Origin of the sequence: Marinihelvus fidelis (genome assembly GCF_008725655.1) — a bacterium.
GTDB lineage: Bacteria > Pseudomonadota > Gammaproteobacteria > Xanthomonadales > SZUA-36 > Marinihelvus > Marinihelvus fidelis.
On the sequence record NZ_VYXP01000001.1, the window covers coordinates 239,564 to 266,277 of the forward strand.

General features: G+C 66.2%; 17 protein-coding genes. 9 read left to right on the plus strand and 8 right to left on the minus strand.

Going from position 1 to position 26,714, the window contains the following annotated elements:
• Window positions 1-1,353, minus strand: coding sequence for a hypothetical protein (locus tag F3N42_RS00930; protein WP_150862491.1), 1,353 nt, complete (start codon window positions 1,351-1,353; stop codon window positions 1-3).
• 288 nt (window positions 1,354-1,641) lie between these two features.
• Here F3N42_RS00930 and F3N42_RS00935 point away from each other — a divergent pair, with 288 nt between their 5' ends.
• Window positions 1,642-3,696: a PD40 domain-containing protein gene (locus F3N42_RS00935; RefSeq protein WP_191621144.1), complete on the plus strand. Its 2,055-nt coding sequence runs from the start codon at window positions 1,642-1,644 to the stop codon at window positions 3,694-3,696.
• On the opposite strand, the gene F3N42_RS00940 is transcribed toward F3N42_RS00935, so the two are convergent.
• The 4 genes from F3N42_RS00940 to F3N42_RS00955 all read right to left on the minus strand — a co-directional run bounded on the left by F3N42_RS00940 (window position 3,693) and on the right by F3N42_RS00955 (window position 10,100).
• Window positions 3,693-4,643, minus strand: a complete 951-nt coding sequence (locus F3N42_RS00940) for a GNAT family N-acetyltransferase (RefSeq protein WP_150862493.1) — start codon at window positions 4,641-4,643, stop codon at window positions 3,693-3,695. The genes F3N42_RS00935 and F3N42_RS00940 overlap by 4 nt on opposite strands.
• On the minus strand, window positions 4,640-5,947 hold the full coding sequence (locus tag F3N42_RS00945) for a hypothetical protein (protein ID WP_224784615.1): 1,308 nt from the start codon (window positions 5,945-5,947) through the stop codon (window positions 4,640-4,642). Before F3N42_RS00945 ends, F3N42_RS00940 begins: the two co-directional genes overlap by 4 nt.
• A gap of 159 nt (window positions 5,948-6,106) precedes the next feature.
• Window positions 6,107-8,692, minus strand: a complete 2,586-nt coding sequence (locus F3N42_RS00950; protein WP_150862494.1) for a zinc-dependent metalloprotease — start codon at window positions 8,690-8,692, stop codon at window positions 6,107-6,109.
• A gap of 109 nt (window positions 8,693-8,801) precedes the next feature.
• Window positions 8,802-10,100: a hypothetical protein gene (locus tag F3N42_RS00955; RefSeq protein ID WP_150862495.1), complete on the minus strand. Its 1,299-nt coding sequence runs from the start codon at window positions 10,098-10,100 to the stop codon at window positions 8,802-8,804.
• Between the two features lie 154 nt (window positions 10,101-10,254).
• On the opposite strand from F3N42_RS00955, the gene F3N42_RS00960 reads away from it, so the two are divergent.
• Window positions 10,255-10,464 carry a zinc ribbon domain-containing protein gene (locus F3N42_RS00960; protein ID WP_150862496.1) on the plus strand — a complete coding sequence of 70 codons (210 nt, stop codon included), beginning with the start codon at window positions 10,255-10,257 and terminating at the stop codon, window positions 10,462-10,464.
• Here F3N42_RS00960 and F3N42_RS00965 read toward each other — a convergent pair.
• Entirely contained in the window at window positions 10,461-10,907 is a 447-nt protein-coding gene (locus F3N42_RS00965) for a GFA family protein (RefSeq protein WP_191621145.1), read from the minus strand. The genes F3N42_RS00960 and F3N42_RS00965 overlap by 4 nt on opposite strands.
• A 95-nt stretch (window positions 10,908-11,002) precedes the next feature.
• Here F3N42_RS00965 and F3N42_RS00970 point away from each other — a divergent pair, with 95 nt between their 5' ends.
• The 3 genes from F3N42_RS00970 to tmpT are packed head-to-tail and all read left to right on the plus strand — an operon-like array spanning window position 11,003 to window position 14,802.
• Entirely contained in the window at window positions 11,003-12,724 is a 1,722-nt protein-coding gene (locus tag F3N42_RS00970) for a hypothetical protein (RefSeq protein ID WP_191621146.1), read from the plus strand.
• Complete coding sequence (locus F3N42_RS00975) at window positions 12,724-14,148, plus strand: hypothetical protein (RefSeq protein ID WP_150862498.1); 1,425 nt, start codon at window positions 12,724-12,726, stop codon at window positions 14,146-14,148. The genes F3N42_RS00970 and F3N42_RS00975 overlap by 1 nt, the downstream gene beginning before the upstream one ends.
• 15 nt (window positions 14,149-14,163) lie before the next feature.
• On the plus strand, window positions 14,164-14,802 hold the full coding sequence (tmpT, locus tag F3N42_RS00980; protein WP_150862499.1) for a thiopurine S-methyltransferase: 639 nt from the start codon (window positions 14,164-14,166) through the stop codon (window positions 14,800-14,802).
• Here tmpT and F3N42_RS00985 read toward each other — a convergent pair.
• Window positions 14,785-15,192, minus strand: a complete 408-nt coding sequence (locus tag F3N42_RS00985) for a hypothetical protein (protein ID WP_150862500.1) — start codon at window positions 15,190-15,192, stop codon at window positions 14,785-14,787. The genes tmpT and F3N42_RS00985 overlap by 18 nt on opposite strands.
• Window positions 15,185-20,851 carry a VWA domain-containing protein gene (locus F3N42_RS00990; RefSeq protein WP_191621147.1) on the minus strand — a complete coding sequence of 1,889 codons (5,667 nt, stop codon included), beginning with the start codon at window positions 20,849-20,851 and terminating at the stop codon, window positions 15,185-15,187. The genes F3N42_RS00985 and F3N42_RS00990 overlap by 8 nt, the downstream gene beginning before the upstream one ends.
• 112 nt (window positions 20,852-20,963) lie before the next feature.
• Here F3N42_RS00990 and F3N42_RS00995 point away from each other — a divergent pair, with 112 nt between their 5' ends.
• From F3N42_RS00995 to F3N42_RS01010, 4 genes are all read left to right on the plus strand, one after another.
• A complete protein-coding gene (locus F3N42_RS00995) occupies window positions 20,964-21,482 on the plus strand; it encodes a PH domain-containing protein (protein WP_191621148.1) in 519 nt (172 codons plus the stop codon).
• Entirely contained in the window at window positions 21,475-23,043 is a 1,569-nt protein-coding gene (locus F3N42_RS01000; protein ID WP_191621149.1) for a PH domain-containing protein, read from the plus strand. The genes F3N42_RS00995 and F3N42_RS01000 overlap by 8 nt, the downstream gene beginning before the upstream one ends.
• A gap of 26 nt (window positions 23,044-23,069) precedes the next feature.
• A complete protein-coding gene (locus F3N42_RS01005) occupies window positions 23,070-24,605 on the plus strand; it encodes a molybdopterin-dependent oxidoreductase (RefSeq protein WP_150862506.1) in 1,536 nt (511 codons plus the stop codon).
• 63 nt (window positions 24,606-24,668) lie between these two features.
• Window positions 24,669-26,648: a c-type cytochrome gene (locus F3N42_RS01010; protein ID WP_150862507.1), complete on the plus strand. Its 1,980-nt coding sequence runs from the start codon at window positions 24,669-24,671 to the stop codon at window positions 26,646-26,648.
• Window positions 26,649-26,714: the final 66 nt, after the last annotated feature.

A 26,714-nucleotide genomic window follows, 5' to 3' on the forward strand; every position in this document is an offset into this window, starting at 1 on the left:
TCAGAAGATACTGGTCCAGTCGTTCAGGGTGCAGCCGTTGCCGTCCCAGCCAAAGATGTGGAACTTGGTCTGGCAATCGGTGGTTTTCTCGATGTCCTTTTCGCCCTTGACTTCAATCGTCTCCCACTGGTCGACCAGCGCCGCTTCCTCGGCCGCGCAGTTGTCCCAGTATTCGCCGTCAATGACCAGGCTCTTCTCGCACTCATCGAGGATCTTTGTGCCGTCGTCGCCGCCAATGGTGATGACGTCCATGCTTTCCTGCAGGGTGTTCTGCAGCGTGGCCTTCATGGCGTAGACCTGATCCGCTGAGTACTGGTATGACGATACGCATTGCCAGTAGGAATCCTCCTGGCCCTGGTCGTTGTCGTCCGGCTTCGCCGCGCCGTAGATGTCATAGAAACGAATCATGTAGTCCCGGCAGGCGGGGCGCTGGTTTTTGTCGGTGGCGGCCGCGAACAGGTTCTCAAGTTCAGTCATGGCGTTTTCAATCTCCCACTCCATGGTCACCACGGTGTGGTGCGTCGCGACCGCGGTTTCCTCGCGGCTGAGGATGACGCCGTCCTCCGCACCTTCCGGCATCGCCACCGGCGTGCCGTCGGAGAGCACGCAGTCCAGGTCACCCCGATCCAGGGACGGGTACAGGCCATCCTCGTCATCCACGTGGCAGCGGGTGAACTCGACGATGTCCATGGCGCGTTCAATCCACAACGCCCAGTAGGTGCCTGGCAGTTGCTCGGGTCCTTCGCCGTTCAGCAGGGCGGAGTAGATGAAGTTGGTGTCGGTCAGGCGGGATTCGTGCTCGCGCGCCGCCGCCATGGCCCGCACCCAGCGGCGCGTGGCGCGGCTGTACTGGTTCATCCGGTCGGTGCGTTCCTCCAGTGCCAGCATCATTTCCCCGGCCGACTGCAGCAGGACATTCAGCTCGGCGATCTTGCCGTCGATGATGTCGATGTCGTCGTTGGTGCGTCCCAGTTCAATGGCGTTAAGGTCGATCTCGTTCTCTGCCGCGGCAATCCGGTGCGTGTTGTCGATGGCGCGGGTGTTGACCTCATCCAGCCCCTGGAACAGCGTCTGCACCTGTTGCGCGTTGTTGGCGATGTCGTTCGCGTTGGTCGCGATGCCGGCTGCATTGGCCAGGATGCCGGACTGATTAGCGCCAATGGCGCTGGAATTTGCGGCGATGGCCGCGCCGTTCTCGCTGATGGCCACCGTGTTGGCGTCCACGTCTTCGCGCAGTTCTGCGACGTCCCCAGGGGTGCCGTTGGATTTGGCCAGCGCGGTGCCGGATGCCCCCAGCAGGGCGGCGGTAATGAGTACCTGGAGATTGACGGTGACTGATCGCTTGCGGTTCATGATATTTCGTCCCCCTTGTTGGGCTGAATTGGATGCGGCGACGGGTGTAAGCCCGGTTCGCGAATGGTGCGAGTTAAAAACTAGCAATGGCGGGGCTTTGGTGCATGCGACAAAACCTGACAAGGCACGACATTGAATGACAGGCACGTCGTTGTGCGCTAATTTTGGGGTTTGAGGACGACTTTCACACGCGCCGCCGCGTGTCCAAAGGGGTCAGGGATGAGGGGAGTCAAGCCACCAGGAACTGAGTCAGCAGCTTCGGTAAAAAAGAAGTTTGAGCGCAAGCGATTGGGTTCCTGGAAGGAAATTGCGAACTACCTGGGCAAGACCGTACGCACGGTGCAACGCTGGGAGGAGAAAGAGGGCCTCCCGGTGCGCCGCCTGGTGCACGAATCCGGCGCGACCGTTTTTGCTTTCGAACACGAGATCGACCGCTGGTTGAATCGGCGCAGCCTGACGGTACACGAACAGCCGGTTTCAGGTGCACAGCTTGCTCCGGCGTCCACCGCGCAGACCCCGGTGGAGAATTCAGCGAGAAGTCACAAACCCGCCCTGGCCTGGGTGCTGGTGTCGTTGTTTGTCGTTGCTGTCGTATTGGCGGTGGTTTTGGCGCGTCCGGGGCAGGGCCCGTCAAACGCAACCCCAAAGGGTGTGCAAACGGCCGTTGTACCAGAACTGTTGACCACCTCCGATGGGGTGGAGCGGTTCCCCGCCTTGTCGCCCGATGGGCGCCACGTGGCCTACATCTGGGATGGCGGGCAGGACCAGGTCGACCTGTATGTGCGCCTGGTGGGCGCTGACGGGGTGCTGCGCCTGACTGACACGGCGTCGATCGAGGAAAGCCCCGCGTGGTCCCCCGATGGTGACTGGCTGGTTTTTCTTCGCCGTCAGGGACTGGACCGCCGGCAACTGGTGATGGTGTCGGCGCTGGGTGGCGCCGAACGCCCGCTGGGTGAATTCGGGGTGCCCCGGAACCTGGACGCCGCCCGTACCATCCAGGCCTCGGTGGACTGGTCACCGGATAGCCGCACGCTGGTCGTGACCGAGGGAACGGACCAGCCTTACCGGCAGTGGCTGACGCTGGTCGATATCGAGAGCGGTGACCGAACCATCCTGACCGACCCGCCACCGGCCACCATTGACCTGGCGCCGGCCTTTTCGCCCGATGGCAAACAGTTGGCGTTTACCCGCTCACCCGGGCCGCTTAGAGGCCAGGTACAGGTCATTGATCTTGGCGCTGGGCAGCCTGGGAAGGCTCTGCCACGCGCATTGCCGGGCGCAACGGCCTGGAACACCGAGCCGGCCTGGACACCCGATGGTCGTTCCGTGGTGTTCGCCAGTGGCCGCTGGCCGCGGATGAGCCTGTGGCAGGTTTCGGCAAGCGGCGAAGGTGAGCCGATGCCGCTGGTCGCCGGTAGCGAGGGCGGCGACCAGCCTTCAATCCGCGCCGTCGACGGCGGCGCGACCTGGCGCCTGGTCTACGCCCAGCTGGGGTTTGAAAACGACGTGTGGGCCGTCGACCTGGCCAATGGCGAGGAACGGCGCCTGTTCGGCAGCACCCAGCGAGAGCGTTTTCCCTACGTGTGGCCGGATGGCCGGATCGCCTTCATTTCCGATCGCAGTGGTCATCGTGAGATCTGGGTGGTCGATGCCGAGGGCCAGAACCCGCAACAATGGACCGATCACCGCAGCAGCTACATCTGGCATCCGGACCTGTCGGCTGCCCACGGCACGCTGGCCTACGAGGTCCAGGTCGATGGCCGGTTGCAGGCCTACCTTCGGGATGCGCCACTGGGGCCGCCGCGGCCCGTGTTCGACGAACCGGGCCGGGATTATGACCTGGCCTGGTCGAATGACGGCCATACCCTGTACGTGGCCTCCATGGATCGCGCCGATGGCCAGCCGGCCACGTGGGCGGTACGGCCCGGTGAGCACGAACCACGGGTCGTGACAACGGCCGTTCATGAACTCCTGGGTGAGGGTCCCGACGGGCGCTGGCTGTACATGGCCGAGGGCAGCGCGGAGGATAAGCGGTTGCTGCGGGTGCCGACGGCGGGCGGTGAGCCCGAAACCGTGGCCCTGGGTGAGGGTACCCACCATAGCTTTACACTGGGGCCGGACGGCGCGTATTTCCTGGCCGTCACCGCCGGCCACCATGAAATCCGGCGCTGGGACTGGTACACGGGCGAGGTGGAGACCCTGCAGGTGCTGGCCAGGCCACCGGAGCATGGCATGGCCATCACGCGTGATGGCCGGCACGCGCTGCTGGCCCGGATCATGCTGTTGCGGGCCGACCTGATGCAGGCGACCCTGGACGCGCCGACAGGTGCCGGCGGTCACTAGCCGGCGGGTGTGGCCTCTACCGGGGTGACCGGCGGGCGTGCCGGCTTGCGCATCGTCCGGCAGGCCTCGGCGCTCATCTTCCACGCCGCTTTCCAGGCCATGCCGGTCATGTAGCTGATCTCGTCGACCCCGCGGCGGCTGGCCTCCTGGATGGTTTCGACGTTGAGCAGCTTGCCCAGGTTCTTGATGTCGTTGTTGCTGGACGCGTAAAGCGCGATCCAGTTCTGGCCAAAATGCGCCGACATCGATACCGCCTGCATCTCGCCATCGACGGCGATGGTCAGGGTGCGCAGCCAGCCGGATTCCTTCAGGTCGCTGATCACGCGGTGCAGTTCGGCCTGGCCCGAGGGTTTGGCGTAGTCTGATTCGTCGCCGAAGTTGCGGTTGACCAGCTTGATGAACAGATCGGTCTCGTCGTCTTCGCTCCAGCGCAAATCCAGGTTGCGCTCGCGCACCTTGCGCAGGTCGTAGAGGAAGCCCTTGCGCTTCTCGGACGAAAACGTCTGGATGTGGTTGTTGAAGTCGTAGTCAAACGCCTTCGGTTCCAGGTAGTAACGCTGGTCCACCTCGGTGAAGTTGGGCTCGAACTGCGGGCAGGCGGCCAGCAGCTCCTCGACGAACGCGCCTTTCAGGTCGAACAGGTCGGTTCGGTCCGGGAACGCAGCGTAGAAATCGCCGAAATGCGCGGGCTGGATCCACAGCACGCGGGCGTCCGGGTAGCTGCCGCCAAACAGCTCGTAGCTGCCGTCGCGGTTATCGCGCACCAGTGGCACCAGGCCGTCATCGACACCATCGGTGGAATGCACCAGGAAGTGGAAATCGTAGTTCTCCTGGTCGTGGAAGGCATACATCAGGTCCCAGTCGTCCCAGGCATGCGCGTTGGGTGAAAACGCGTTCCACAGGTCGCGGCAGGCCTCTATCGATGTTTCTTCACGGACGTTGTTCATAGTTCGCGCAAATAGCCCCAGCTGTGCAGGCGGTCGCTGTCCTCGAACCAGCGGTCGCCGATGTCGACGCGGTAATACATATGCGGAATGATCAGGTTTTTGATCCGGGCATAGGCCTGCTTCTGCGCCTGCTTCATGGTCGCGCCGGTGCCCACCACCACCAGGATGACGCCGGAGTTGCCGGTGATCACCCACTCGTCATTGATCAGCTTGACGTCCTCGAAGTGCACGCCCTCCTTGCCGCGGCGGAAATGGATCACCGTGTCTTTCGACTTCACCCGGAAGGTCTCGGGATCCTGGAACGGGAATGGCGGCACGACAATGCGCACGCCCACCTGGAAGCCGGATTTGGTGCGGAACGATTTGCGCTCGCCACTGGCAATGCCCTGCAGGAACTCGCCCATCGGCGTGACCATGCCCTCTTGCTGGATGAAGATGGTCGGGTAGCCAAAACGCGCGGTGAACTCCAGCGGGTAGATGTTGTTGCCACTGACGATGCAGTTCAGGTCGATGTAGCCGACATAGCCTTCCTCGGCCAGGCGCGGTTCCAGCTTCTTCAGCGTCTGGTTGAAGATGCGGTTGGGGCCGGACCAGAACATCGCCGTGCCCATCTCGCCGGTGGACGGCCCCAGGTCGCCCGGGAACAGTTTCTTGTGCTCGAAGTTGACGTTGATGGGGTAGATGAATTCCTTGCCGTTGAAGAACGCGCCCACGGCCACTTCCACGCCGACCACGCGTTTCTGCAACTGGAACGACGGAATCTTCTCCGCCCAGGCCTGGTGGTAGTCCTCCAGCACCTGGAGCACGTCGGAGCCGTCCTCCTCCTCGCCGACAAACAGCAGGCCCTTCATGTTCTGGGCCTCGCCGGAGGGCTTGATCACGTAGCGGCCGGGGTTGGCGCGGACGAACTCGATGGCCTCTTCGAAGGCGTTGAAATGGCGGTACGGGATGATCGAGATGCCGTACTTCTTCAGTTCTTCCTGGCCGAAGGAGCGGTCATCTTCCAGCATGTCGGTGTACGGCGTGCCGCCCACCACGTGCTTGCCCTGTTCACGCAACTTCTGGGCCTCGGTGCCCATGCCCAGCACGTCGTCGAAAACGATGACATCGGCCCAGTCGACGTGCTCTTTCCAGTCGTCGACCATGGGCACGAACCCGGCGCCGACTTCACGGTCGACCGGGTTGGAAACGGCGTAGCGAACCTCGTGGCCCTCGAGCATGACGCGGTAGACGAGATCCGCGATCAGGCTGTCGTAGGACACGAACAGGAACCGGTAAGTCGACTTGCTGGTGGAGCTGGCCACGATCAGTTATCCATGGGTTTGGTGGCCGTCAGGCCGGGCCCACATGATAACGCCAAGCTGGAAATTTGCTATCGCCGCAATCGACATTTTCGGCGGACAGGGCAAGTAGGAGAGTGGCGACCCCGTGGTATCCACGGGGCCGCCGGTAGGGCTTGAGCGTCAGACGTCGGCTGACAGGGCCCGGTCGATGATCATCTCCAGGTGGGCGACATGCGCCTGGGTGGAGCGGTCACCGCCGCGGCGGCCGTCGAGCAGGTCGGCCACCTGTTCCAGTTCAAACACCGCGGCCGAGGTCGCGGTGTGCTGGCCGCCATTGCCACGGGCCATCTTGGCCAGGCGCTGCACGTACTCGACCTGCAGGTTCTGGCGGAAGCTGTCGATGTCACCACGGGCGTCGGCATTGAAGATGGCGCCGGTCAGGTCGCCCATCATGTCCGCCAGCGAATACGTGTTGCCGTAGGCGCCGCTGTCGGTGATGCGCTTCATGACCACGGGGTTCAACAGGTGGTCGAGCACGCCCTTCTGGATGTTCAGCACGGCGTCGTGAATCTTCGGATCCTCGGTCTGGCCGAAGTGGTTGAAGCCGCGGCGCCGCGGCGCCGTGTGCTGCAACAGCTCGGGCGAGATGTGGATGGCGCCCGGTGCGAAGACCTGCTCGGCCAGCACCTGCATGGCGTTCTGCTGGCGGGCACGGCTGACCGGCCGGAACGGTGCGCTGGCACCGGGCTGGCCGACCATCGCGCGGTCAACATAGACGCCACCGATCCAGCGCGACGTCACCGCCGCGGAGCGGCCCCACAGGGCCAGCATCACGGTCACGGCCTCGACGGTCTCCTGGTAGGACTTGCCCTGGGCCGGGTAGTTTTCCGGCAGGCGGTCGAGAGCGTCCTGGAACAGGGTCATCTGCTGCGAGGCATAGCCGATGGAATCGCTGCTCATGTCGTAAATGTTGACCCGGGGGTCGATGCCGGCGCCGGGCGAGCGCATGTCGTCGGCGTCGTTGCCGAAGGCCAGTTGCGGCTCCGTCGAGCGGGCCAGGATGGCCTCCAGGCGCTGTTCCTCGGCGGCCGGGTCGTCCAGGGCCTGCGAATAGCCATACTCGACGAACCAGTCGTCGTAGGGGCCGGGGACCACGCTGTAGTACAGGCCCTGCTGCTCGCGCGTGGGCGCGAAGTTGACCGCCGGGTAGTCCATGATCGAGCCGGCCAGCAGGCCGTCAGCGAGGTTATCCGTGCTGAAGGCCTCGTCCGGGGTCAGCAGCTGAGTGGCCTTCATGTTGTGGTTCATGCCCAGGGTGTGACCCATTTCGTGCAGGATCAGGTAGTGCATGGTGTCGTGGACCAGGCGCTGGTCCAGCTCGTCGTCCAGGCCGTAAAGGCTGTCGGCGGCGGCGCGGGCGAACATCGTGTTCGCCTGCAGGCCGGCGCCAAGGCTGCAGTAATGTCCGCCCATTTCCGGCTCAAACGCTGACCACAGGGCCAGGTCCTGGCCCGCGGTGGGGTCCTGCAGCTTGCCGCGGCTGCGCAGGAAACGGCCCATGAACGAGTATTCCAGCATGATGTCGGCGCCGATGATCTGGCCGGTGCGCGGGTTGGTGAAGCTGGGGCCGTAGCCGCCGAACGGCGGGTTCGGTGACGAGGTCCAGCGCAGCACGTTGTAGCGGATGTCGCCGGCGTCCCAGTCGGCATCGTCTGGTTGCACCTTGACGACGATGGCGTCCTTGAAGCCGATCTTCTCGAACGACCGGTTCCAGTCCAGCGCGGCATCACGGATCAGGTCGCGCCATTCCAGCGGCGTGGTGTTCTCGATCCACCAGGTGATCGGCTCCACCGGCTCGCTCATGGCTGCTGACGGGTCTTTCTTCACCAGGTGCCAGCGGTTGACGTGGTCGCGGAACGGCGCGGCCGCGTTGGAGGTCAGGTCGGTGACCTGGCCGCTGAAGAAGCCCACGCGCGGGTCATCGCGGCGCGGCACGAAATCGTTTTTCGGCACCTCGATAAAGCTGTGCATCATGCGCACGCTGATGTAGCGCGAATCGGTCACGGCCTGCGAGCCCTGCACCACGGGCGTCGGGTTGTTGAACACGTACTCGACTTCCACGTCGGTGTTCTGCGGGTAGCTGCGCAGGTTCAGGATGCGGGTCTTCTTCTCATCCAGCTTGCCCAGGCTGAAGCTCGGCTCCTTGGCCGCCTCCGGGTTCGGGTTGGGCGACGGGGTCACCTGCACCAGCGCCTCGGACGCGAACAGCTTGTCGGCGTCGGTCAGCACGCGGCCGCCGTCCTTGTCCTCACCGCTGATCTCCAGAACGGCCACCAGCGCGTCGGTGATGTTGGCGCTGGACGCCCGCGACAGCGGATTGTCCGGGTCGAACCAGAAGTTGGTGTTCTTCTTCCAGATCTCCACCGTGTTGAAGTTGCGGCGCAGTTCGATAATGCCGCTGGGGCCATAGGCACCCTTGAAGTAGCCGGCGTCGAGTACGCCGTTGGCCACCTGCATCCAGTAGATGTATTCCTTGCCCAGCTGGTCCTCGCTGATAAGCAGGTGCGTCTTGCCGGTCTTGGTGTCGCGGTACAGCGTGAACAGTCCTTCGAAGGCTTCCGAGTCCTTGGTCAGTTCGGCGATGGACTTGGGCTTTTCTTCTTCCTTCTTGTCCTCGGCGCCGTTCTTTTCGTCCTGGGCCCAGCTGGGCAGGGCGATGGACAGGAGCAGGGATGCGGCGATCAGGCGCAGCAGCTTTGCAGTCATATCGGGGTCTCACTTCATTCGGGTGGGAAGGCGCCCGGCGGACGACAGGGGCCGTCCGCGGCGCGTAGTGGCGGGGATGATAGCAGAGCGCCCGGCGTGGGGGCGAACCTCAGAGCTGGTCGGCGAAGGCCTTAACGGCGTCAGCCCAGCCTTCCAGTTCGCTCAGCTCCGCCAGGTCGGCGCGGGTGTCTGCATCCAGCGCGTACACGTTCTCACAACGCGCGGGGTCGATCACATACCAGTCCGGGTGGGCCGTGTACTCGCGCTCAGCGGCCAGGCGGTAGGCTTCACGTTCTCCGTATGCCTGCGAGTCCCGTAGCAACTGGACGAAACTTTCGGGGTCGAACACCTCCGGCTTTAACACCATGGCCTGCGGGTTGCGCGGCTGCTGGCAACGGGACACGAGCGTGCGCAATTCAAAGTCCTGTTTGCTTGCCGCGTGGGCCTGTTCCTCGTTCAGGTTCCTGGCCTTCCGCTGCCACGCGCTCTGCATTCTGCGGCCTGCCTGGTGTGTCAGCTCAGTGCTTGAGGCTACCATCAGTTCGGCGACATCATGGCAGGCGTCCATGAGTGGCCCTGGCGGTCCTGCGACGGCGTCGTCGCATACGCGCCTGACAACTGACCACCCCCCATTGGTGGTGATGTTGCTGAATGTGGTCAGCGCGGTGGCGGGCGCGATGGCCGTATCCTTGGGCGGAGTAAAGCCGATTTCCCTGGCGACACGTTGGAGTGCCGGCGGCAAATCGGGAGCGGGGTGTCGTTTCGCGTAATCGTGCGATACCCGGTACGCGTCGTACGCGAAGGCGGTTTTGTGGTCGTCGAAACGCGTCCTGCTGGCGGCTTCGAGGATCCGCGCTTCAGCGATATCGTGGGGTATTTCGGGTGCGTTGGCAGTCAATGCCGAGTCCTGAAGCGGCAACAGCGTGACGAAGGCGTTGTCCGGTTCGAGCCGGGCCATCTGTTCGATCACGGACGCTGCGTCGCACCAGTCTGCCGCCGCATCACCCACGCAGAAATCCTGGTAGACCCTCGCCAGTACGGCGGGTGATTCCCAGCCGTCGCGCATGGCCTGGCGCGCCACGGACTGTCGTCCTGACTCGTCGGCGACGGCCGGGCATTGAATGGTGAACGGCGTATGGCGGGTCATCTGTTCGGTCGCGTTCAGCGCGGCCAGGCGAATGCCAGGTGAGTTCCCCGGCCCCAGAGCACTGCAGAAAAGCCCTTCCAGCCATTGCAGGTTTTCTGCCGAAGCCTGGACCTGTGCCTCGATGACGGCAGGGTCCTTGGCCAGTTCTTCCATTTTGGCCTCTCGTGCCCTGTCCTCCTCGGTAGACGGCCAGGGCGCGGCCGCGTATGAGGCGGTCGCAATGATGGTCGCGGCGAATGTGCCCAGCGCTGATCGAAACATGGATGCCTTCCGTGGTGTGTTTTCAACAGGTTAGCACGGAATATCCTGCATTGCGGACGCAGGAAAGTTACGGCGCTACCCGGGTATTCTGGCACTCACGCGGCGAGCCCGTTTCGCCGACAATGGGTCCGCATCAACACGAGGAGGGAAGGCGATGCATCATGACAACTGGCAATGCGCGAAATGCAGCCACGACGAATTCGAGACCGACCAGTTTCGCGCCACCGGTGGTAACTTTGCGAAGATCTTTGATGTGCAGAACAAGCGGTTCACGACAGTGAGCTGTACGCGCTGCTCGTTCACCGAGATCTACCGCACCCGTTCGTCCAACCTGGGCAACGTGTTCGACTTCTTTACCAGCTAGTCGAAGGTGTAGCCGGCGGCCTCGGCCTCGGCAATGATCTCTGCACCGGTCTTCATGACCGATTGCTGCGCCAGGTCGTACCAGTGCGGCTTCTCGTCGACGAAAATCTGCTGGGTGATCGTGAATTCCGCCGGCAGGTCGAACAGGCCTGACAGGAAGCTGTGGCTGTCGGCCGGCAGGAAGTGGTACCACAGGTTGCTGCCGCAGGTGCGGCAGAACGCGCGCTCCGCCCAGTCTGATGAGCGATACACGGTCACGTTGCCTTTTCCTTCAACGGTAAAGCCCTTGCCGTGGACGCCACCGAAGGCGCCGCCGCCCCAGCGCCGGCACATGGCGCAGTGGCAGACGTCGATTTCGGGTTTGGGCTGGTCTATGGTGATGCTGACCGCGCCGCACAGGCACTGGCCGTGGATGGATTGCTCCAGGTGCTGGGTGTCGGTCATCGTCTGGCTCCTGTCTGGATTGTTCGGATACCGGCTTGCGGTGATCGTCTGTGCGACCATGTTACTGAACAGGGATGACCATGGGGGGACAGTGGATGACGTTTGCAACTCGTGCCGGAAATGAACCGGCCACGCACCGACGTATGGGCGTAACCCGGGCCTGCCGGCTGATAGGGCTGCTGGTATCGCTGCTGCCGCTCGCCGCGCTGGCCGAAAGCCTGCCGTGGGTTGACCGGCCCGATGCCATGCACGCCACCGTTCTTGCCGATGTCGACGCGACGGCCGACCGGGTCCGGTTGCTGTACCAGACCATGCCGTCGATGGAACAACGGGCGTCAGGAAACTGGGCGATCAACGTCTACCTGGCCGAACTGTACGCCGATGGCCGGGTCGAGAACCATCGCCTGGCGACGGGCCAGCGTTATTTCGACGCGCTGTCGCTGCAGCGCGGCGGAGACGGCGTCTTTGTGGCCGTGATGCCGAGTGTCCATGGCGGGGACAGGGTACTGGAGTACTGGTCGGCCGCCGATGGCAGCGTCCGTTCGTCGGTGGTGCTGCCCTTGCTGGGCTCCGCCGCGCCGGGCCTGTTCCCCACCGACGACGGCCATTTCTTTGTCATCGTGATGTCGGCCCGCTCGGCGCGCGGCGACGAATCCAACTCGATTTCGGTGGTCAAGTACGCCGCCACGGGGCAGGAACTCGCGCGTGCCGAATGGGGCGCGGTCAACGCCGCCAGCGGGCCGGCCGGTGGTTATGCCATGCCCGGCGGTGGCATGGGGGTCATGGTGAACATGCACCTGGTCAAGGGCGGTCGGGCCCTGGGCAGCAGCGCGGACGCCGTGCAGCAGTTCGATGTCGGCGGCCGGATCATCGAGGCGCGCGTGTTCGCGGAAACTCGCCTGCTCAGTTTCGACGCCTCGGGCCAGCTGGCCTGGGAGTCGCCGGCGCTGGAGCGCGAGCTGACCTGGGGCGGGGCGCTGGCCATCCCGCAAGACCAGCCGATGAACGTGATGTTGGCGCAGAACGAGGAACAGATGGCGCTGGTGAGCAAGGCCAGGCTGGACAGCGGTGGCGACCGGCAGATCGAGCACCACGTGGTCAGCGGTTACGATGACGTTCAGCCCACCGCCAACGGCTTCAGCATGCTGGTTGACGTGTCGGCCGACCGGGACCTGCAGCCGCCGGTACACGGCGTCCGCCTGCTGGAACTGGGCCTGGACGGCCGCGTGCAACGCGAGTTGAGAATCGAGCCGGCCGCCGAGCGCTTGCAGGCCACCTTCGAGCAGTTCCTGCCCATGGCCGATGGTGGCCTGCTGGTGGCCGGCACGCGCCGGGGTGGACTGGACGCGCTGCACGTGACCCGGTTGTCGGCCGATGGCGACATCGCCTGGACGACTACGCCCGCCAGCGCCGATGTCATCATCGAGGGCCTGGCGGATGCCGCCGGAACGGCGTGGGTCTTCGGCCAGGGCTGGAACCCGGCGGCGAACCGCAACCAGCTTTGGGCCCAGCGCGTGGGGGAAGACCAGGCGGTGCCCGTACCACCGGCGCCGGAGCCGGAGCCGCCAGCGGCAAATGAGCCCGCCGCGGCGCAATCGGCAACGGCGCAACCAGCCGCCGTGCCGATTCCGGAACTGCCCGAGCCCACCGGGGATTGCAGCTGCAGTTGCGAGGAGTTCGAGCTGTTCCAGCAAACCTCGAAGGCACTGGAGACGGCGTCCCAGGCCGACCTGCTGGCCACGGTGAACAGCCCGGCCTACCAGTCGATGATGAGTTGCATGGGGGGCTGCGCGATGCAGTACATGAGCTGCCAATGATGACCCGGATTCGACAGGCCCTGCTGCTGTTGGCAGCGACCGTGCTTGCCCCGGCGCTGGCGTGCGCCGCCGCGGACTGCGAGCCGGAGGTGCTGGGCCGGGATGACGGCGACCAGGTGCGCGAGCAGTACGCCAGCCTGGTGGTCCACGACTCGGACATCTATCACGAACTGGTCAAAAAGGCCTTCGCGATGGCGCCGGAACTGCTCTGCCATGCCGTCGAGCGCGTGGCTTTCGTGCAGCATGCCGGGCAGTCCGGCGCGACCATGGGCTGGACCTACGAGTCGCCGGGTGACCTGATTTACATCAGCGCGTTGCCGAATACCGCCTCGGTGCGGAACCTGTTGCCCGAGTACCTGAAAACGGTCTACGGCCGGTCGATGTCCGACGAGCAGATTGACGACCTGGCGGCCAAGAACCAGGCCGCCGTCATCCAGTCGCTGCTGCACGAGGCCGCGCACGCGGCGCACCACCTGCTGGATTCACAGCGCAATGTCAGCGTCTTCGGCTCGGCGCCGGATGCCGATGCCTGGGATGCCGACGCCACGGCGTTCGCTGCCAACGTCGTCAAGACCCACCGCCTGGGCGCGGGCATGAAGGAGGGCGAGTGGACCCGCCTGCACGAGACTTTCGTCGCCAACGGCATGGCCAGGGGGTGGGGGCCGGAGAAAGGCAACCTGCTGGCGGGCGGCTTCATGTCGGACTACGGCGCCACCAAGGCCAGCGACGACATCGCCGAAAGCACCTCGTGGGCGCTGGCCGCGCACTTGTTCGAAGGGCTGGAGAGTGGCACACCCGACGACATGGCCTGCCAGGCGCTGCGGCAGTCGGGCAGTGACAATATCGGCGGCGGCAACGCGGCGTTCTACGTCAAGCTGGCGCTGCTGGAGGACCTGGGCTTTATCACCCGCGAAGCCTTCGACCGCTGTGTCGGCCCGCTGAAGTTCGAGACCGAGTCCAGTGAGGGGTTTCACGTCTACGACGGCTCTCAGCACCGCCGCAGCATCGGCAGCCAGGTCACCGCAAAGATCGGCATGGATACCGAGTATGACCGTTGGGTGTTCACGATGGACGCCGATGGCAAGGGCCAGCTCGACAGCAAGGCCATCGACGTGCATTTCGGCCTGAAGCTGGAGCTGGTCGACGGCTACCTGGCCTCCAAAATCACCGAGGCCGCAGATGTATCCTGGCCGCGCGGCATCTACACCCTGGTCAGGCCGCCTGCGCCGTCCTCGTTCTGGATCAACGCACCGGATAACGGCGCCGCCACGCTGTGGACGACGAAGGGCCTGGTGCTGGTAATCCGCGCGTCCAACGAGTTGATCGAGGGCTCGATCGTGCCGCAGGCCATGCTGCGGCCGTTCGCACCGATTCCCGTGCCGCAGAAGCCGCCCACACGGGTGACCTTCGTGCTGAAAAACTGAGCCAGGCCCGGGACGATGGACGCTGATTTCTGGATCGAGCGCTGGGCCAGCAACAACATCGCCTTCCACAACGAGGAGGCGAATGCGTTCCTGGTCCGTCACGTCGACTCGCTGGGACTGTCGGCCGGCGACCGAGTCTTCGTACCACTCTGCGGCAAGACCCGGGATATCGCCTGGCTGTTGGCGCAGGGCTATCGTGTTGCCGGTGTCGAACTGGTGCGGGACGCGGTTGAGCAACTATTCGCAGATCTTGGCGTGGCGCCGGCGCGGTCCGCTGAAGGGGCCATGGAACGGTTCAGCGCGAAAGGCCTGGATATCTTTGTCGGGGATATTTTCGATTTGTCTGCCGGGTCGGCTGGGCCGGTCGACGCGGTCTATGATCGCGCCGCGCTGGTCGCGTTGCCCGCTGAGATGCGCACCCGGTACACGCGCCGCCTGCTGGAACTGGCGCCGTCGGCACCGCAGCTCCTGGTCACTTATGTCTACGACCAGTCACTGAAAGCGGGGCCGCCGTTTTCCATCGACAAGAGCGAAGTCGCCAGCCACTACGACGCGAGTCACGATCTGACCCTGCTGGATTCCGAGCCCATGGAAGGCGGGCTGGATGGCGCCTGCGACGCTGTTCGCGAGGCCTGGCTAATCACCCCACGCTGAGCGACGAGCGCGGAAAAAGAACGCCACGGAGCCAACGTAAGCCAACAAGGTCATTGCCAGGACCATCCAGGGGATGACGGGCAACGCGTCCGCCGAGGTCGCCACGGGGCCAAACCAGCCAAGGCCGGACTGTGGAAGCTGGCCCCGTTCGGCCAGCACGATGCCGAGCCGGGAAAAGTCGCTGTAGACCTGGTAGATCTCGTTGCAAAACCCCAGCGCGAACATCGAGTAGATGACCAGGGCGATCCACATCATGACCCGGTCGATTCGGTGCGCGGCCAGGTAGCTGGTGACCAGCATGCCAAACACCAGCGTCATGTAGTTGGCCATGGTGCCATTGCCGACGCTGACAATCTGGAAAAACAGCGACACCTGCTCGAATTCACTCATCAGCTTGCTCCAAAAGTGACAGGCCCTGTCCCGGCGCGTAGTCCAGCGTCAGCTGTGCCTGCGGCGCCACCTGCAGGGTGACGGCATCGCCGGTGGCGGCCGAGCCCGGCGCCAGCGTCAGGCGCCCGGCCGGAACCGTGATGGTTTCTCCCAGGGTGGCGCGGCCGACGGTTTCCTGGCGGCCGTCCAGGTAGGTGCGGATGATATCGAAGCGCGGTTTCAGCGCATCGCCGATGGCGCCCTGCAGGGCCTCGGCGCCGCTGGCGTCGAAGTAGCTGCCGCCCCCGGCGTCGGCCCAGCCGGCGAAGGTCTCGGCCAGCGCGGCATCGTCGATGGCGAAACCGACGATGTTCACGCGCGCGTCCAGTCCGGCCTGGCGGAGTTCCTCGATGGCGGCTTCGGGGTCGCCGTCGCAGGTCTCCTCGCCGTCGGTGACCAGCACCACCACGCGCGGTTCAGAGGCCTCGGCCAGGTCGTTGCCGGCGGCGCGCAGGCTGTCGGCAATGGCCGTTTTGGCCAGGTTGATGGCCGGTACCGCGCCGATCACGCGGGCCGCGGCGTCACGGTCCAGCGGCGCCAGCGGAATCTTCAGCTCGGTCAGGCAGGCGTCTTCCTCCAGGCCGAAGGCGCGGAACGCGAACGGCGTGCCTTCCGGCAGCGTGTCGGTCACCAGCTTCGTCAGCGCCTCGTGGGCAATGTCGATGCGCCGCCGGCCTTCCATCTGCTGCAGCATGGAGCCTGAGGCATCCAGGATCAGTTCGACTGCGCCGGTGGCCGGCGCGCCGGCCACGGCCTGGATGGTCAGTTCGGCCTCGCCTTCGGGCTCAACCAGTTCTTCCAGCGTCGCCGTCATGGCGTAGGGCTTGGGCGCACGGAACAGGGCGTTGGCCATGTCCATGCCGTCGGCCAGGCCCAGTGGGCCGATGACGCGCTGGAAACGGCCGCCGTTAATGTTGGCCCAGTCCATCATCACCGCCGCGTTGGCGCGGCTGTCGGAATCCACCGAGAGTGCCACGACGCGCGGCATGGTCTTCAGCAATTCCGGCCAGAGTTCGCTGCGCATACTGGTTTCGGCATCCGTCATGACGACGATGCCACGCGCGCCCTGGCGCTCCTGCAGGCCCTTCGCAGCGATGACCAGGGCGGTCTCGGAATCGCTGGACTGGCTTTCCGGCAGTTCCCTCAGCGCGGGCTCCAGGGCCTCCGGCGTCTCGGCCCAGTCTTCAAGCAGGAAGCCCTCGGTGCCGAAAGGCAGCAGCTGCAGCGCGTCCCGGCCGGGCTGCAGCGAGCGCCCCCAGGTGCGCACGGCCGCAAGGGTCCGTGGAATGTAGTGGGCGACGCTGCCTGACGTGTCCCAGGTGATCACCACCGACCGGGGTGGTTCGTAGACACGCAGGTGGTAGCTCCCCGGTTGCAGCACGGCCTGGAGTTCGTTGGCCGCGCCGCTCTGTTCCAGGGCAACGGAATCGCCGGCGCTGGTCGACAGCTCGGCGACCACTTCCGGGCGCTCGCGCTCGAACGACAGCTGCAAGCCGTGCACCTGCCCGGCCGGCACCTCGAATGACCACCAGTCCTCGTTGCGCTCGATGACCGCGGATGACGCGACCGTTTGCCCCATCGGCAACGCCACGGCGGCATCGCGGCTGGGGCCGCCGATGGGTTCGACGGCCGCGTCCGGGGCCAGGTCATGCATGGCCTCGTACGCGGCCCTGGGCTGGTCGTCTTCCCACAGGCCCAGCACCGAGTGGCCGGGCGCCTCGATGACCCGGATGCCATCGGGGCCCACCGGGCTGCCGGTTTCCGGCAGGTCGAAGGTCAGCCGCAGGTAGCGCGCCCAGGCCGGTGATGGCAGCGTGAGCGTGCTCTGCAGATCACCGGTCGCCGGCGCCTCCAGTGTGCCGAGTGAGCGCCAGGGGCCATTGGGGCCTTCCAGGCTGGCATCGACACGGGCGGCGGCAATGCGCAGCTGGTCTTTCTCATCACCCAGCCAGTGGATGGACTGCACCCGGGCGGCGCGGTCCTGGTGAAAGGCCAGGGTGGCGGTCGCGGTACGGGTCTTGCGCGGATTGGGCCAGCCACTGTTGGAGCGCTCCGGCCGCGCCACCAGCAGTTCACTGTTCCAGCTGCCGCCAAAATTCGAGTTCGCCCAGACCACGTGTCCGCCCAGGTCCGGGTCCGCGATGTTGATGGGGGCCAGGCCCTGCGGGTGGGTGCCGGGCGTGACAATCGCCTGCAGGTCCTGGATATAGACCTGCTGGTTGTTGCCGTTTTCATTCGGGAACGTGAATCTCAACCGATCGACGGTGACCGGTTGGTCGAACACCAGGTACTGCGGCGCGTGGTTGGAGCGCAGGGCGGCCAACGCGACACGGCGCCAGCCATCGGCGCCGTCCGGGGCGTGCACCTCGATGGCGGTTGGCCAGCGCGACGCGTCCACGGTGCTGCGTAACTGCACCATCACGCCGGCGATTTCAGCGGGCACGGCGAGTTTGAAGGCCACGTCGGGCGGCAGGTTGACGCTGCCGGTGTGTGGCGCCAGGCCATCGTGGAGCGCGGCTTCGCGGGCCTGGACATTGTCGTCGGCGGCCTCGTCGCCCCAGTGGGTGATGCGTGCGCCCAGGCCGTGGTGCAACACGTTCAGGCCGCCACGTAGCGCGTCCGGTGCGTGCCAGTACGTGACCGGGTCGAGCGGTAGACTCGTGGCCAGCACGGGTATGGCCACGGCATCGGCGGCGAATGCGCTGCCGGCGCTGGCGGTGACCACCAGTTGCGGGCGCTGCGCCGGGCTGATCCAGGGGGGCGCCGTCACGTGGGCCGTGATTTCAGCCTTGCTGCCTGGCGCCAGTTCAGCCGTGCGGCTGGCCGGCTCGATCTGCCAGCCATCGCCGGGCACTGAAAAACCGATATCGAGCGACTGGCGCTCGGGCGAGTCATTGGCCACGCTGACAGAAGCCGTGAACTGCTGTCCGGCATCGCTGAAGCCCGCCAGTGTCGGCGGTTCGGCAATGGCCAGCGTGACGGGCAGGTCCCCCTCGGGCTGGCGCTCCGGGGGCTCTGCCGCCAGCAGGGCTTCCAGGCCGGGTGGCGGCGGCCCCGCTTGTGTCGTCGGCTCACCGTCGGCACCGGTGGTGGTCTCGAAGATCACGAACTCGGCGGCCGGGCCCATGTCGGCGGGGCGCGGCAGTTCGGCCGGCGTGTACAGTGTGCAGTCGATATTCATCGGCAGTTCGCCACCCTCGAGGCGCTGCGCATAGCTGCGGCTCAGCCGCAGCCTTGGCGCTTCCCCTGCGATCAGTGGTTTCAGGTCGCCAAGGGTTTCACGCAGTGGCTCGCGAACATCCTCCAGGACCCAGACCCGCGACGATGGGTCCAGGGCCTCGGCGCCGGGCTGGCGGCAACTGGCGAACCCGAATTGCCCGGGCTCAAGATCCAGGGCCAGTACGGGGTCATCGCCCTCGGCGGGGAGGGTCACACGGCCGGTCTGGCCCGGGGCCAGGGTCATCACGCCATTCTCATCCGCGCTCAGCGGCGTGCCGTCCGGTGCCGCCGTACCAGGCGGGAAACGCAATGAACAGGCGTAGTCCACGGCGCTCTCGCCGCCGTCCAGGCCCAGCCGCACCGCGCCGCCCAGCTCGGGCGCATAGTCGAACAGGGCGATGCCCTCGCGCAGGTCGGCGACCTTGCTGTCGTCGGACCAGTGATACAGGCGCTGCCGTGCCGGCCGCGAGCCCGGCGGCGTGGCGCAGAGCAGGGCGGCCTGGCCTTCACCTGCCGGCAGCGGGACAAACACCTGGTCGGCCGGGTCGAAGCCGCCCACGGTGCCCGCGAGGTCGCCGTCACGTGGCAGCTTGGTGGCCTGCCGCGGCAGGTCGTCCGGCTCGTTGCTGGCCAGGGCCGGCAGGCGCTTGATGTTGACCTCGTAGGTGTCCTGGATCGCTTCTTCCAGGCTGCGCAGCGCCAGTGCCCAGTCGCCGGCCGGCAGCAGGGAGCGGAAGGTATAGGCGCCTTCGCCGTCCTCGAAGATGACCCGCGCGCCCACCTGGGTTCTGCCCTGGAAGAGCTTGGCGTCCATGCCGCCGCCTTCCGGCGGGCGGATGTCGAGTTCGATGGCGGTTTCGCCATCCAGGCGGAACAGGTAATAGTCGATGTCGCCCTTGCTGTGGAAACCGCCGCGCACGCCACTGCCAAAGACCAGTCGCTGGCCGTCATTGGCGTCGTTGTTGGGTTCGCCTTCGAAGTCCGATGGTCGGGGGCCCAGGTCCATGACCCGGAGCAGGTAGTCACCCCCGGCACGCACCGTGGCGAAATACTCGCCGGGCACCAGCGCCAGGGCGTCGGCGGTGGAGCGCCGGCCCGTGGCGCGCACGTCGGCGACCGGGCCGTCGGCGCCGGTAAGCTGGACCCGGTCCGCGTCCACGGTGAACACGCGCCACAAATGCTCGGGCTTGTCGTCGGGCACGACGAAGGAATAGACGTCGATGTCATCGGCGGCGGCACTGCCGGACACGCGCAGCGCGTCGGTCAGTGGCTGGGCAGCGGCCAGGCTGTCGTTGGGTTCGGCCTCCTGGTTCGGCCGGGCGGCCTGGCCCGGCGTGAGCGACAGCGTGTAAGCCGCGGCCGTGGCGGCGTTATCACGGCGCTCCAGCAGCAGTTCATAGTTTCCCGCGGCGAGTGACAGCGGGGTCGATGCCAGGCCGCCGCGCGCCGGCGCGCGCGACCACAGCGATGTCGCCGCGCTGCCCTCCACGCGGCGCAGTTCCACGTCCAGGCGGGCGTCGGGTGCCGGCAGGTCGATGGCCAGCGCCAGGTCGGCGGGGCTGTCCAGGCTGAAGGACAGCAGGTCATCGTCATTCTGCAGCAGCATGCCCCGGAACGGCTGGCCCGGGGTGAGCGGGTTGGCGGTTTTCTCGTTGGGCTCGGTTTCGTCGAGGCCGTCCGGTGCGGGGCCCAGTCGAACCAGGACACGGGGTGGCGGCGCGTCGCCGGCCGGGGGCTGCAGGCGCAATTTCAGCGCCGAGTCGGTGACCAGCGGGTAGCGCCCACCGGGGGGGACCGGCACGCCGTCCAGGCGAATGTCCGGCCGGGCGCGGGTCTCGGCGATCACCTCCACCTTGCGCGCCGACGGGCTCGCCGGCAGCGTCAGTTCAAGGGTGGAGGTGAGTTCAAAGTATAGGTCGCCATCGGTAAGGGTGGCGCCGGCTTCGGGCGCTTCGCTCAAGTCCGGGGCATCCGCGGTCTTCGCCACGGTCAACGTCGCCGCGCCCGTTTTCGAACTGACGCTGAGCAGGTAAGGGTGGCCGGTTGACAGCAGCAGCGGCCCGAGTTCCGGGGCCGTGTCCAGGTGGGCAGCCGAAGCCAGCCGGTCCGGCTTGGTGCGGCCGTCATAGCGGCCATCGGCGTTGGGAAAACTGACCAGGACAAGCGCGCCGGGCTGGGACAGGCTGAGGGTATAGAAGCCATCGGCTTCAGCCTGGACCCAGACGAAGGCGCCGTCGGCCATGGCCCCGGCATCGAAATCGTGGGCGCCCTGCGACAGGGTCGGCGCGGATTCCAGGACGGCAGCCTGTTCGGCCACGGCCGCCATCGGGTCATTCTGCGCCTGCGCGATCGGCGCCAGTGCGCAGGCCATCACGGCCAGGGCCCAGCTGCGTCGGTTCATGCGTGCTCCCCCCACGATTGAACGGGTATTCATGATACCCCTTTGCGCCGGGGCACCTTCAAGTACGGGGCAATGGCGTATAGTTTGCGCACAACAGGCATCGATGGCTCACATGACATTTACCAACCCGCAACTTGACACCGACAGGCTGCCGCGTGCGGCCGCACTCGACCTGCACCCGCTGCCGCCCGAGCATCGCCGCGAGATTCTCGTCCAGTCGGCCATCGTGGTGACGGTTTTCCTGCTGCTGTCCCTCGTGCCGCAGGCCATCGTGGCGATTCCTTCGCCGGTCAGGGTGGCACTGCTCGCCTTGCCGGCCGCGGCCCTGTTGCTGGGCGGACTGCTGACGGTACTGGCCGTGGTACGGTTCCGCCGCAAAGGTTATGCGCTCAGGGCGCATGATGTCGTGTTCCGCACCGGCCTGTTCTGGCGCAAGACCACCGTGCTGCCATTTGACCGGGTGCAGCATGCGGAGGTGACCCACGGGCCGCTGCAGCGCCGGTTCGGGCTGGCCACGCTGAAGTTCTTTACCGCCGGCGGCTCCAGTGTCGACCTGCAGATCGAAGGCCTGCTGGCCGCTGATGCCGAGCGACTGCGGGAAACGGTCCTGGCGCGTAGCGGACATGGCTGAAACCGACGTGCCGCAAGCGGGCGGTGATGACTGGAAGCGGGTCTCGCCACTGGCCGCGCTGGACTTCCTGGTGGTCATGGTCCGGCACGGATTCATCCAGGCATTGCCCGCCTTCGCGGTGCTGGTGGCCAGCGCCTTCAATTCCGAGCGGCTCGATCTCGCCTGGGTGCTGGGCCTTGGCGTGCTGGTCGTACTGGCCGGCGCCGCCTGGTCGGTGCTCAGCTACCTGCGCTTTGGTTATCGCGAGCAGCCGGGGCGCATCGAGGTCCGCAAGGGCGTGCTGCATCGCGAGACGCTGAAAGTCGCCTTCGACCGCATCCAGAACGTGGCGGTGCATGAGCCGTTCTACATGCGCCCGTTTGGCATGGCCGCTGTCGGTATTGATACCGCCGGCAGCAGTGGCAAGGAGATCCGCCTGCCAGGTATCGCCCTGGAACCGGCGCGGCAGATGCGCCAGCGCCTGGTGCTGGCGGCGGAAGGCCATGATGGCGAGCACGGGGGTACAGTTGAAGCCGACGACGGGCGCGAGCACGTGCGCGGCCAGGTCCTGCTTCGGCTGAGCCGGCAGGACGTTGTCATCGCCGGCCTGACTGCGAATTTCATGATCTGGGTGGCGGTCGCGTTTGCCACCGTCATGGGCTCCGGCGACACGGCGGAGAACCTGCTGGCCTGGGTGGGCGCGCGGCTGGACCTGGCGGGCATCGCGGACGCGCTCAGGCAGACCGGCGGACCCTGGCTGCTGGGCCTGGCGGCCTCGCTGGCGTTCCTGCTGGCCGTGATGGTGCTGCCGCTGATTTCGGTCATCGGCGCGCTGTTTCGCTATGACGGCTTTACCCTGAGCGTGGATGGCGACCGCTTCCGTTGCGCCAGCGGCCTGCTCAGCCGCCACGACAACTCGGTTCGAACCCACAAGATCCAGGCAGTGACCTGGAAACAGAGCGCCGTGGGCCTGTTGTTCGCGCGCTTCAACCTGCAGTTGCGCCAGGCCAGTGCCGGCACGGCGGCCGGTGCGGAGATCCAGCCCGGTGCCCCGGGCCAGCGTGCCTTCCAGGTGCCGTCATTACGGCCCGGCGAGGCGACGGACCTGACCGCGAAGTTTTTGCCCGGCTGCGATGCCGGGGCCCCACGATTAACGGGAGTTGATGGACGCGCCTTCATGCTGGTGAATGCCGGCTTTGTGCTGGCGCCGATAACGCTGGGCATGGTCACCGCCGCCTTGCTGGTGCACCCGGCGTTCCTGGTCGTGTGGTGCGTGATCGCCACGCTGGTCATTGCCATCACCTGGCGCTGCTGGAAACAGGCGGGCTGGGCGGTAGTCGGTGACCACGCGGTAACACGCCGTGGCTTTATCGGCTCCAGCAGTACCTGGTTTCCGCTCAGCAAGGTCCAGCGGGTCGACCTGGTGCAGACACCCTTGCAGGCCCGCCGTGGGCTGGCCCACCTGGTTATCCACCTGGCGTCCCATTCAATGACGGTCTTCTGGATGCGTTTTGAAGATGCCGAGCGGCTGCGAGACCTGGCCATCGCGCAGGCCGAGACCAGTCGGCAGCCCTGGTTCTAGGGCCGACAGTGACTGGAGATCGAGTGATGAGCGTTCTGCACCGTCGAACCCTGCTCCAGGCCATGGCGCTGGCCGGCGTGGGCACGGCACTGAAGCCGCTGGCACTATTGGCCAGTGCCACGCCGTCGGTCCGCCCCATGCCGACGGGCAAGCTGGCGGACTGGTTCATCCTGCACAACGACCGGCCGTGGGCGCTGGAAACCCGGCGCGCCGCGTACGGCATCGCACCCATCACGCCGCAGTCGGCGTTTTTCGTGCGCAACAACCTGCCGACACCACCGGAATCCATCATCGCCAACCGCGACGGCTGGCGCTTCGAGGTCAGCGGCGTGGCCCGTCCCGGCAGCCTGACGCTGGCGGAACTGAAAGCCCTGCCGACGCGGGTGGTGGCCAGCGTGTTGCAATGTTCCGGCAATGGCCGCGCGTTCTTCCCGCACCGGCCGTCGGGTTCGCCGTGGAGCCTGGGCGCGGCGGGTTGCGCGCTGTGGACCGGGGTTCGTGTCGCTGACGTGCTGGAACACTTTGGCGGTGCGCTCGAAGAGGCGCAGTACCTGACCGCCACCGGCGCCGAAGACCTGCCGGAGGGTGTCGATGCCGACCAGGTGGTGGTCGAACGCTCCATTCCGCTGGACAAGGGAATGGACGACTGCCTTTTGGCCTGGGAAATGAACGGTGAGCCGTTACCGCTGGTGCATGGCGGGCCGCTGCGGCTGATCGTGCCCGGCTACTACGGCGTCAACAACGTGAAATGGGTCAGGCGCCTGGCGCCCACGGCGGCCGAGTCGGGCGCCAAGATACAGGTCTCCGGTTACCGCGTCCGCGAGGTGGGGGAATCCGGCGGGCCGCAACACCCGTCAATGTGGCGGATGAACGTGAAATCCTGGCTGAACGGCCCCGGGGGTGACGGCGGACCGGTGGTGGCCGGCAAGGCGATGCTCTATGGCGTCGCCTTCTCCGGTGAGCGCGGCGTCAGCCGGGTCGAGGTCTCGGCCGATGAGGGCCAGACCTGGCGAGAGGCGGACTTCGTGGGCCCCGACCTGGGCCCCAATGCGTGGCGGAGTTTTGTCCTGCCGGTCGAACTGGCCGCGGGTGAATACCGGTTCGTGTCACGGGCCACCGACCGTCAGGGAGACACCCAGCCCGCGGACGCCACGCCCAACCACCGCGGCTATGGACACAACGGCTGGCGCGATGCCGCGCTGACCGTCAACGTGGTGAACACGTTACCGGCGGCCGCCGAACCAGAACCCGGGGAATCTGTACACCAAAACGCCGTAGCCACGCCTACCGCTGCGGTGGACACGCCACTGTCCCCGCTGGCGCGCGAAGGCAGGGCGGTCTACCTGGACCGGGCCCAGCCCGCCTGCGGCGCCTGCCATACCCTGGCCGATGCCGGCAGTGCAGGGGTCACCGGCCCCAACCTGGATGTCCTGAAACCCGGCGCCGACCGGGTGCGCCTGGCAGTCGAGCAGGGCGTCGGCGCGATGCCCGCGTTCGACGCCCTGCTGACCGAGACCGAAATCGAGGCCCTGGCCGCCTACGTGGCGGAAGCGACCCGTTAGTTCTGTCCGGCGTAACTGCTATCCTGCAACCATCGCACCGTGAATTTCCCTGGGTCGAATCTGATGAAACATGGATTGTTGTTCCTTACGCTGCTGGCGCTCGCCCTGCAGTGGGTTGGCGGTTCACCGGCACAGGCCCGGGAGTACGAGCGCGAGCGGCCGCCGCGCCAGTTGACGGCCGAGCAGGCCGCCACGGCCGCGGCCAACTACCAGCAGTATTGCGCGCTGTGTCATGGCGATGATCGCCAGGGTCATGTCAACGACCATGCGCCCTCGCTGCGCAGCCAGAGCCTGTTCGAGTCCGGCGTGCCGCACGCCATCCTGCGGCCGTTGTCCTATGGTCGCGAGGGCACGCCCATGGGCGGTTACCTGGACGAGGTGGGTGGCCCACTGACGCTCGACGAGGCCTGGGACCTGACCTACTGGCTGTTCTGGGAGTCCGGTGCGGAGCGGGTGAAGCTCAGCGAGGACCCGGTGCCGGGTGATATCACCCGTGGCGCGGCCGTTTACCGGCAACACTGCGCGGATTGCCATGGTGTCGACGGCGAGGGCGTGACGGCACCGGCGCTGGCCAACCCGTCGGCGCTGGCGCACAACAAGGATGAGTTCATCCGCTATGCCATCGAGAAAGGGCGCCAGGACACGCCGATGCCGGCCTTTGAAGGGGTGCTGGCGGCAGCGGACATCGACAACGTGACGGCCTACATCCGCAGCCTGGCGAAGGACCCGGCCGGTGAGCGGCCGGCACTGCGCGCGTTGCCCACGCCGGACCAGTACGTGCTGAACCCGGACCAGCCTGACCCCGAATTCGAGCTGCGGGATGGCCGCTATGTGACCGCCCCGGAACTGCACGCCGCGATGGTGGCGAAGAAGCGACTGGTGCTGCTGGACACGCGCGTGACCTCGGTCTGGCAGCGCGCGCATATCGAGGGCGCGGTGCCGTTCCCGTATTACACCGACCTGGCGGCGAAGGTGGAGACCCTGCCCAGGGACGCGCAGATCGTCGCCTACTGCTCCTGCCCGCGCGCGGCGGCGGACTACATCATCGACCAGCTTGCCGGGTTGGGCTATACCCGCACCGCGGTGCTGTACGAAGGCATCTTCGGCTGGATGAACCAGGGCTTCCCGGTGGTCCGCGCGGAGCTGGGTGGGCAGGCCGCCGCGGCGTCCCCGGCCGTCCTGCCGGGCCTGGCCGCTGACCTGGTCAATCACTACGATTTCGACCACCCGCTGGCGGACGACCCGGGCCAGGAAACCGACCTGGGCCTATCCGGGACCTCGCTGTGGCTGGTCAACGGCGGTGCCGACATGCGGGTGGACGACGCGGCCTGGCCGGGCGCGGGCCGGGCGCTGCAAACGCGCCAGGTAAACCCTGAGTCCGAAGGCAATGACGACTGGAAGGCGGGCGTCTACGCCGAAGGCGGTGTGACCACGCTCAACGCGTTCAACGCCGCGCAGGCCATCACGTTGATGGGCTGGGTCAAGCCCACGGGTGCGCACCCGGGCATGAACACGACCTCGGCGGAGCCGGGCGACCGTTTCGGCTCTGTAGGGCTGTTCGGCATACTGTCCGGCACCTCGGAAGGGCACCTGGTCCGTGCGCTGGTGGAGATCATCACCGTCAATGACACCCTGCGCCTGGTGGCCCTGGGCCGGCGCGAGGACGAGGGGACATCGCTGTTGCTGGCCGCACCCGGCGACTGGCAGGCCTACCTGCCGCGCGACCGCTGGACCCACGTGGCGGCCACGTTCGATTACGATGCCGGCGAGATGGCGCTGTTCATCAACGGTGAGGCCATCGACGCCGAATACACCACCGCCGGCGACCCCTGGGCGGTCGACGGCCCACCCAAGCCGGACCTCTCGTCAGCGACCGACCCGCGTGGCATCAAGATTGGCGGCAGCTATCCGCAGAACACGCTGGAGCGCAACCCGTTCAATGGCCGTTTCGACGACCTGATGTTTTTCAATCGGGCGCTGACGGTTGACGAGGTTCGCGCGCAGTACCGGCAGTTTGTCGAGCCGGCGCATCCGACGCACTAACGGGTTTCCGCGTTGCGATGTACCATTCCAGCATCGCGGTTCCATACGCTAATCAACAAGGAGCTC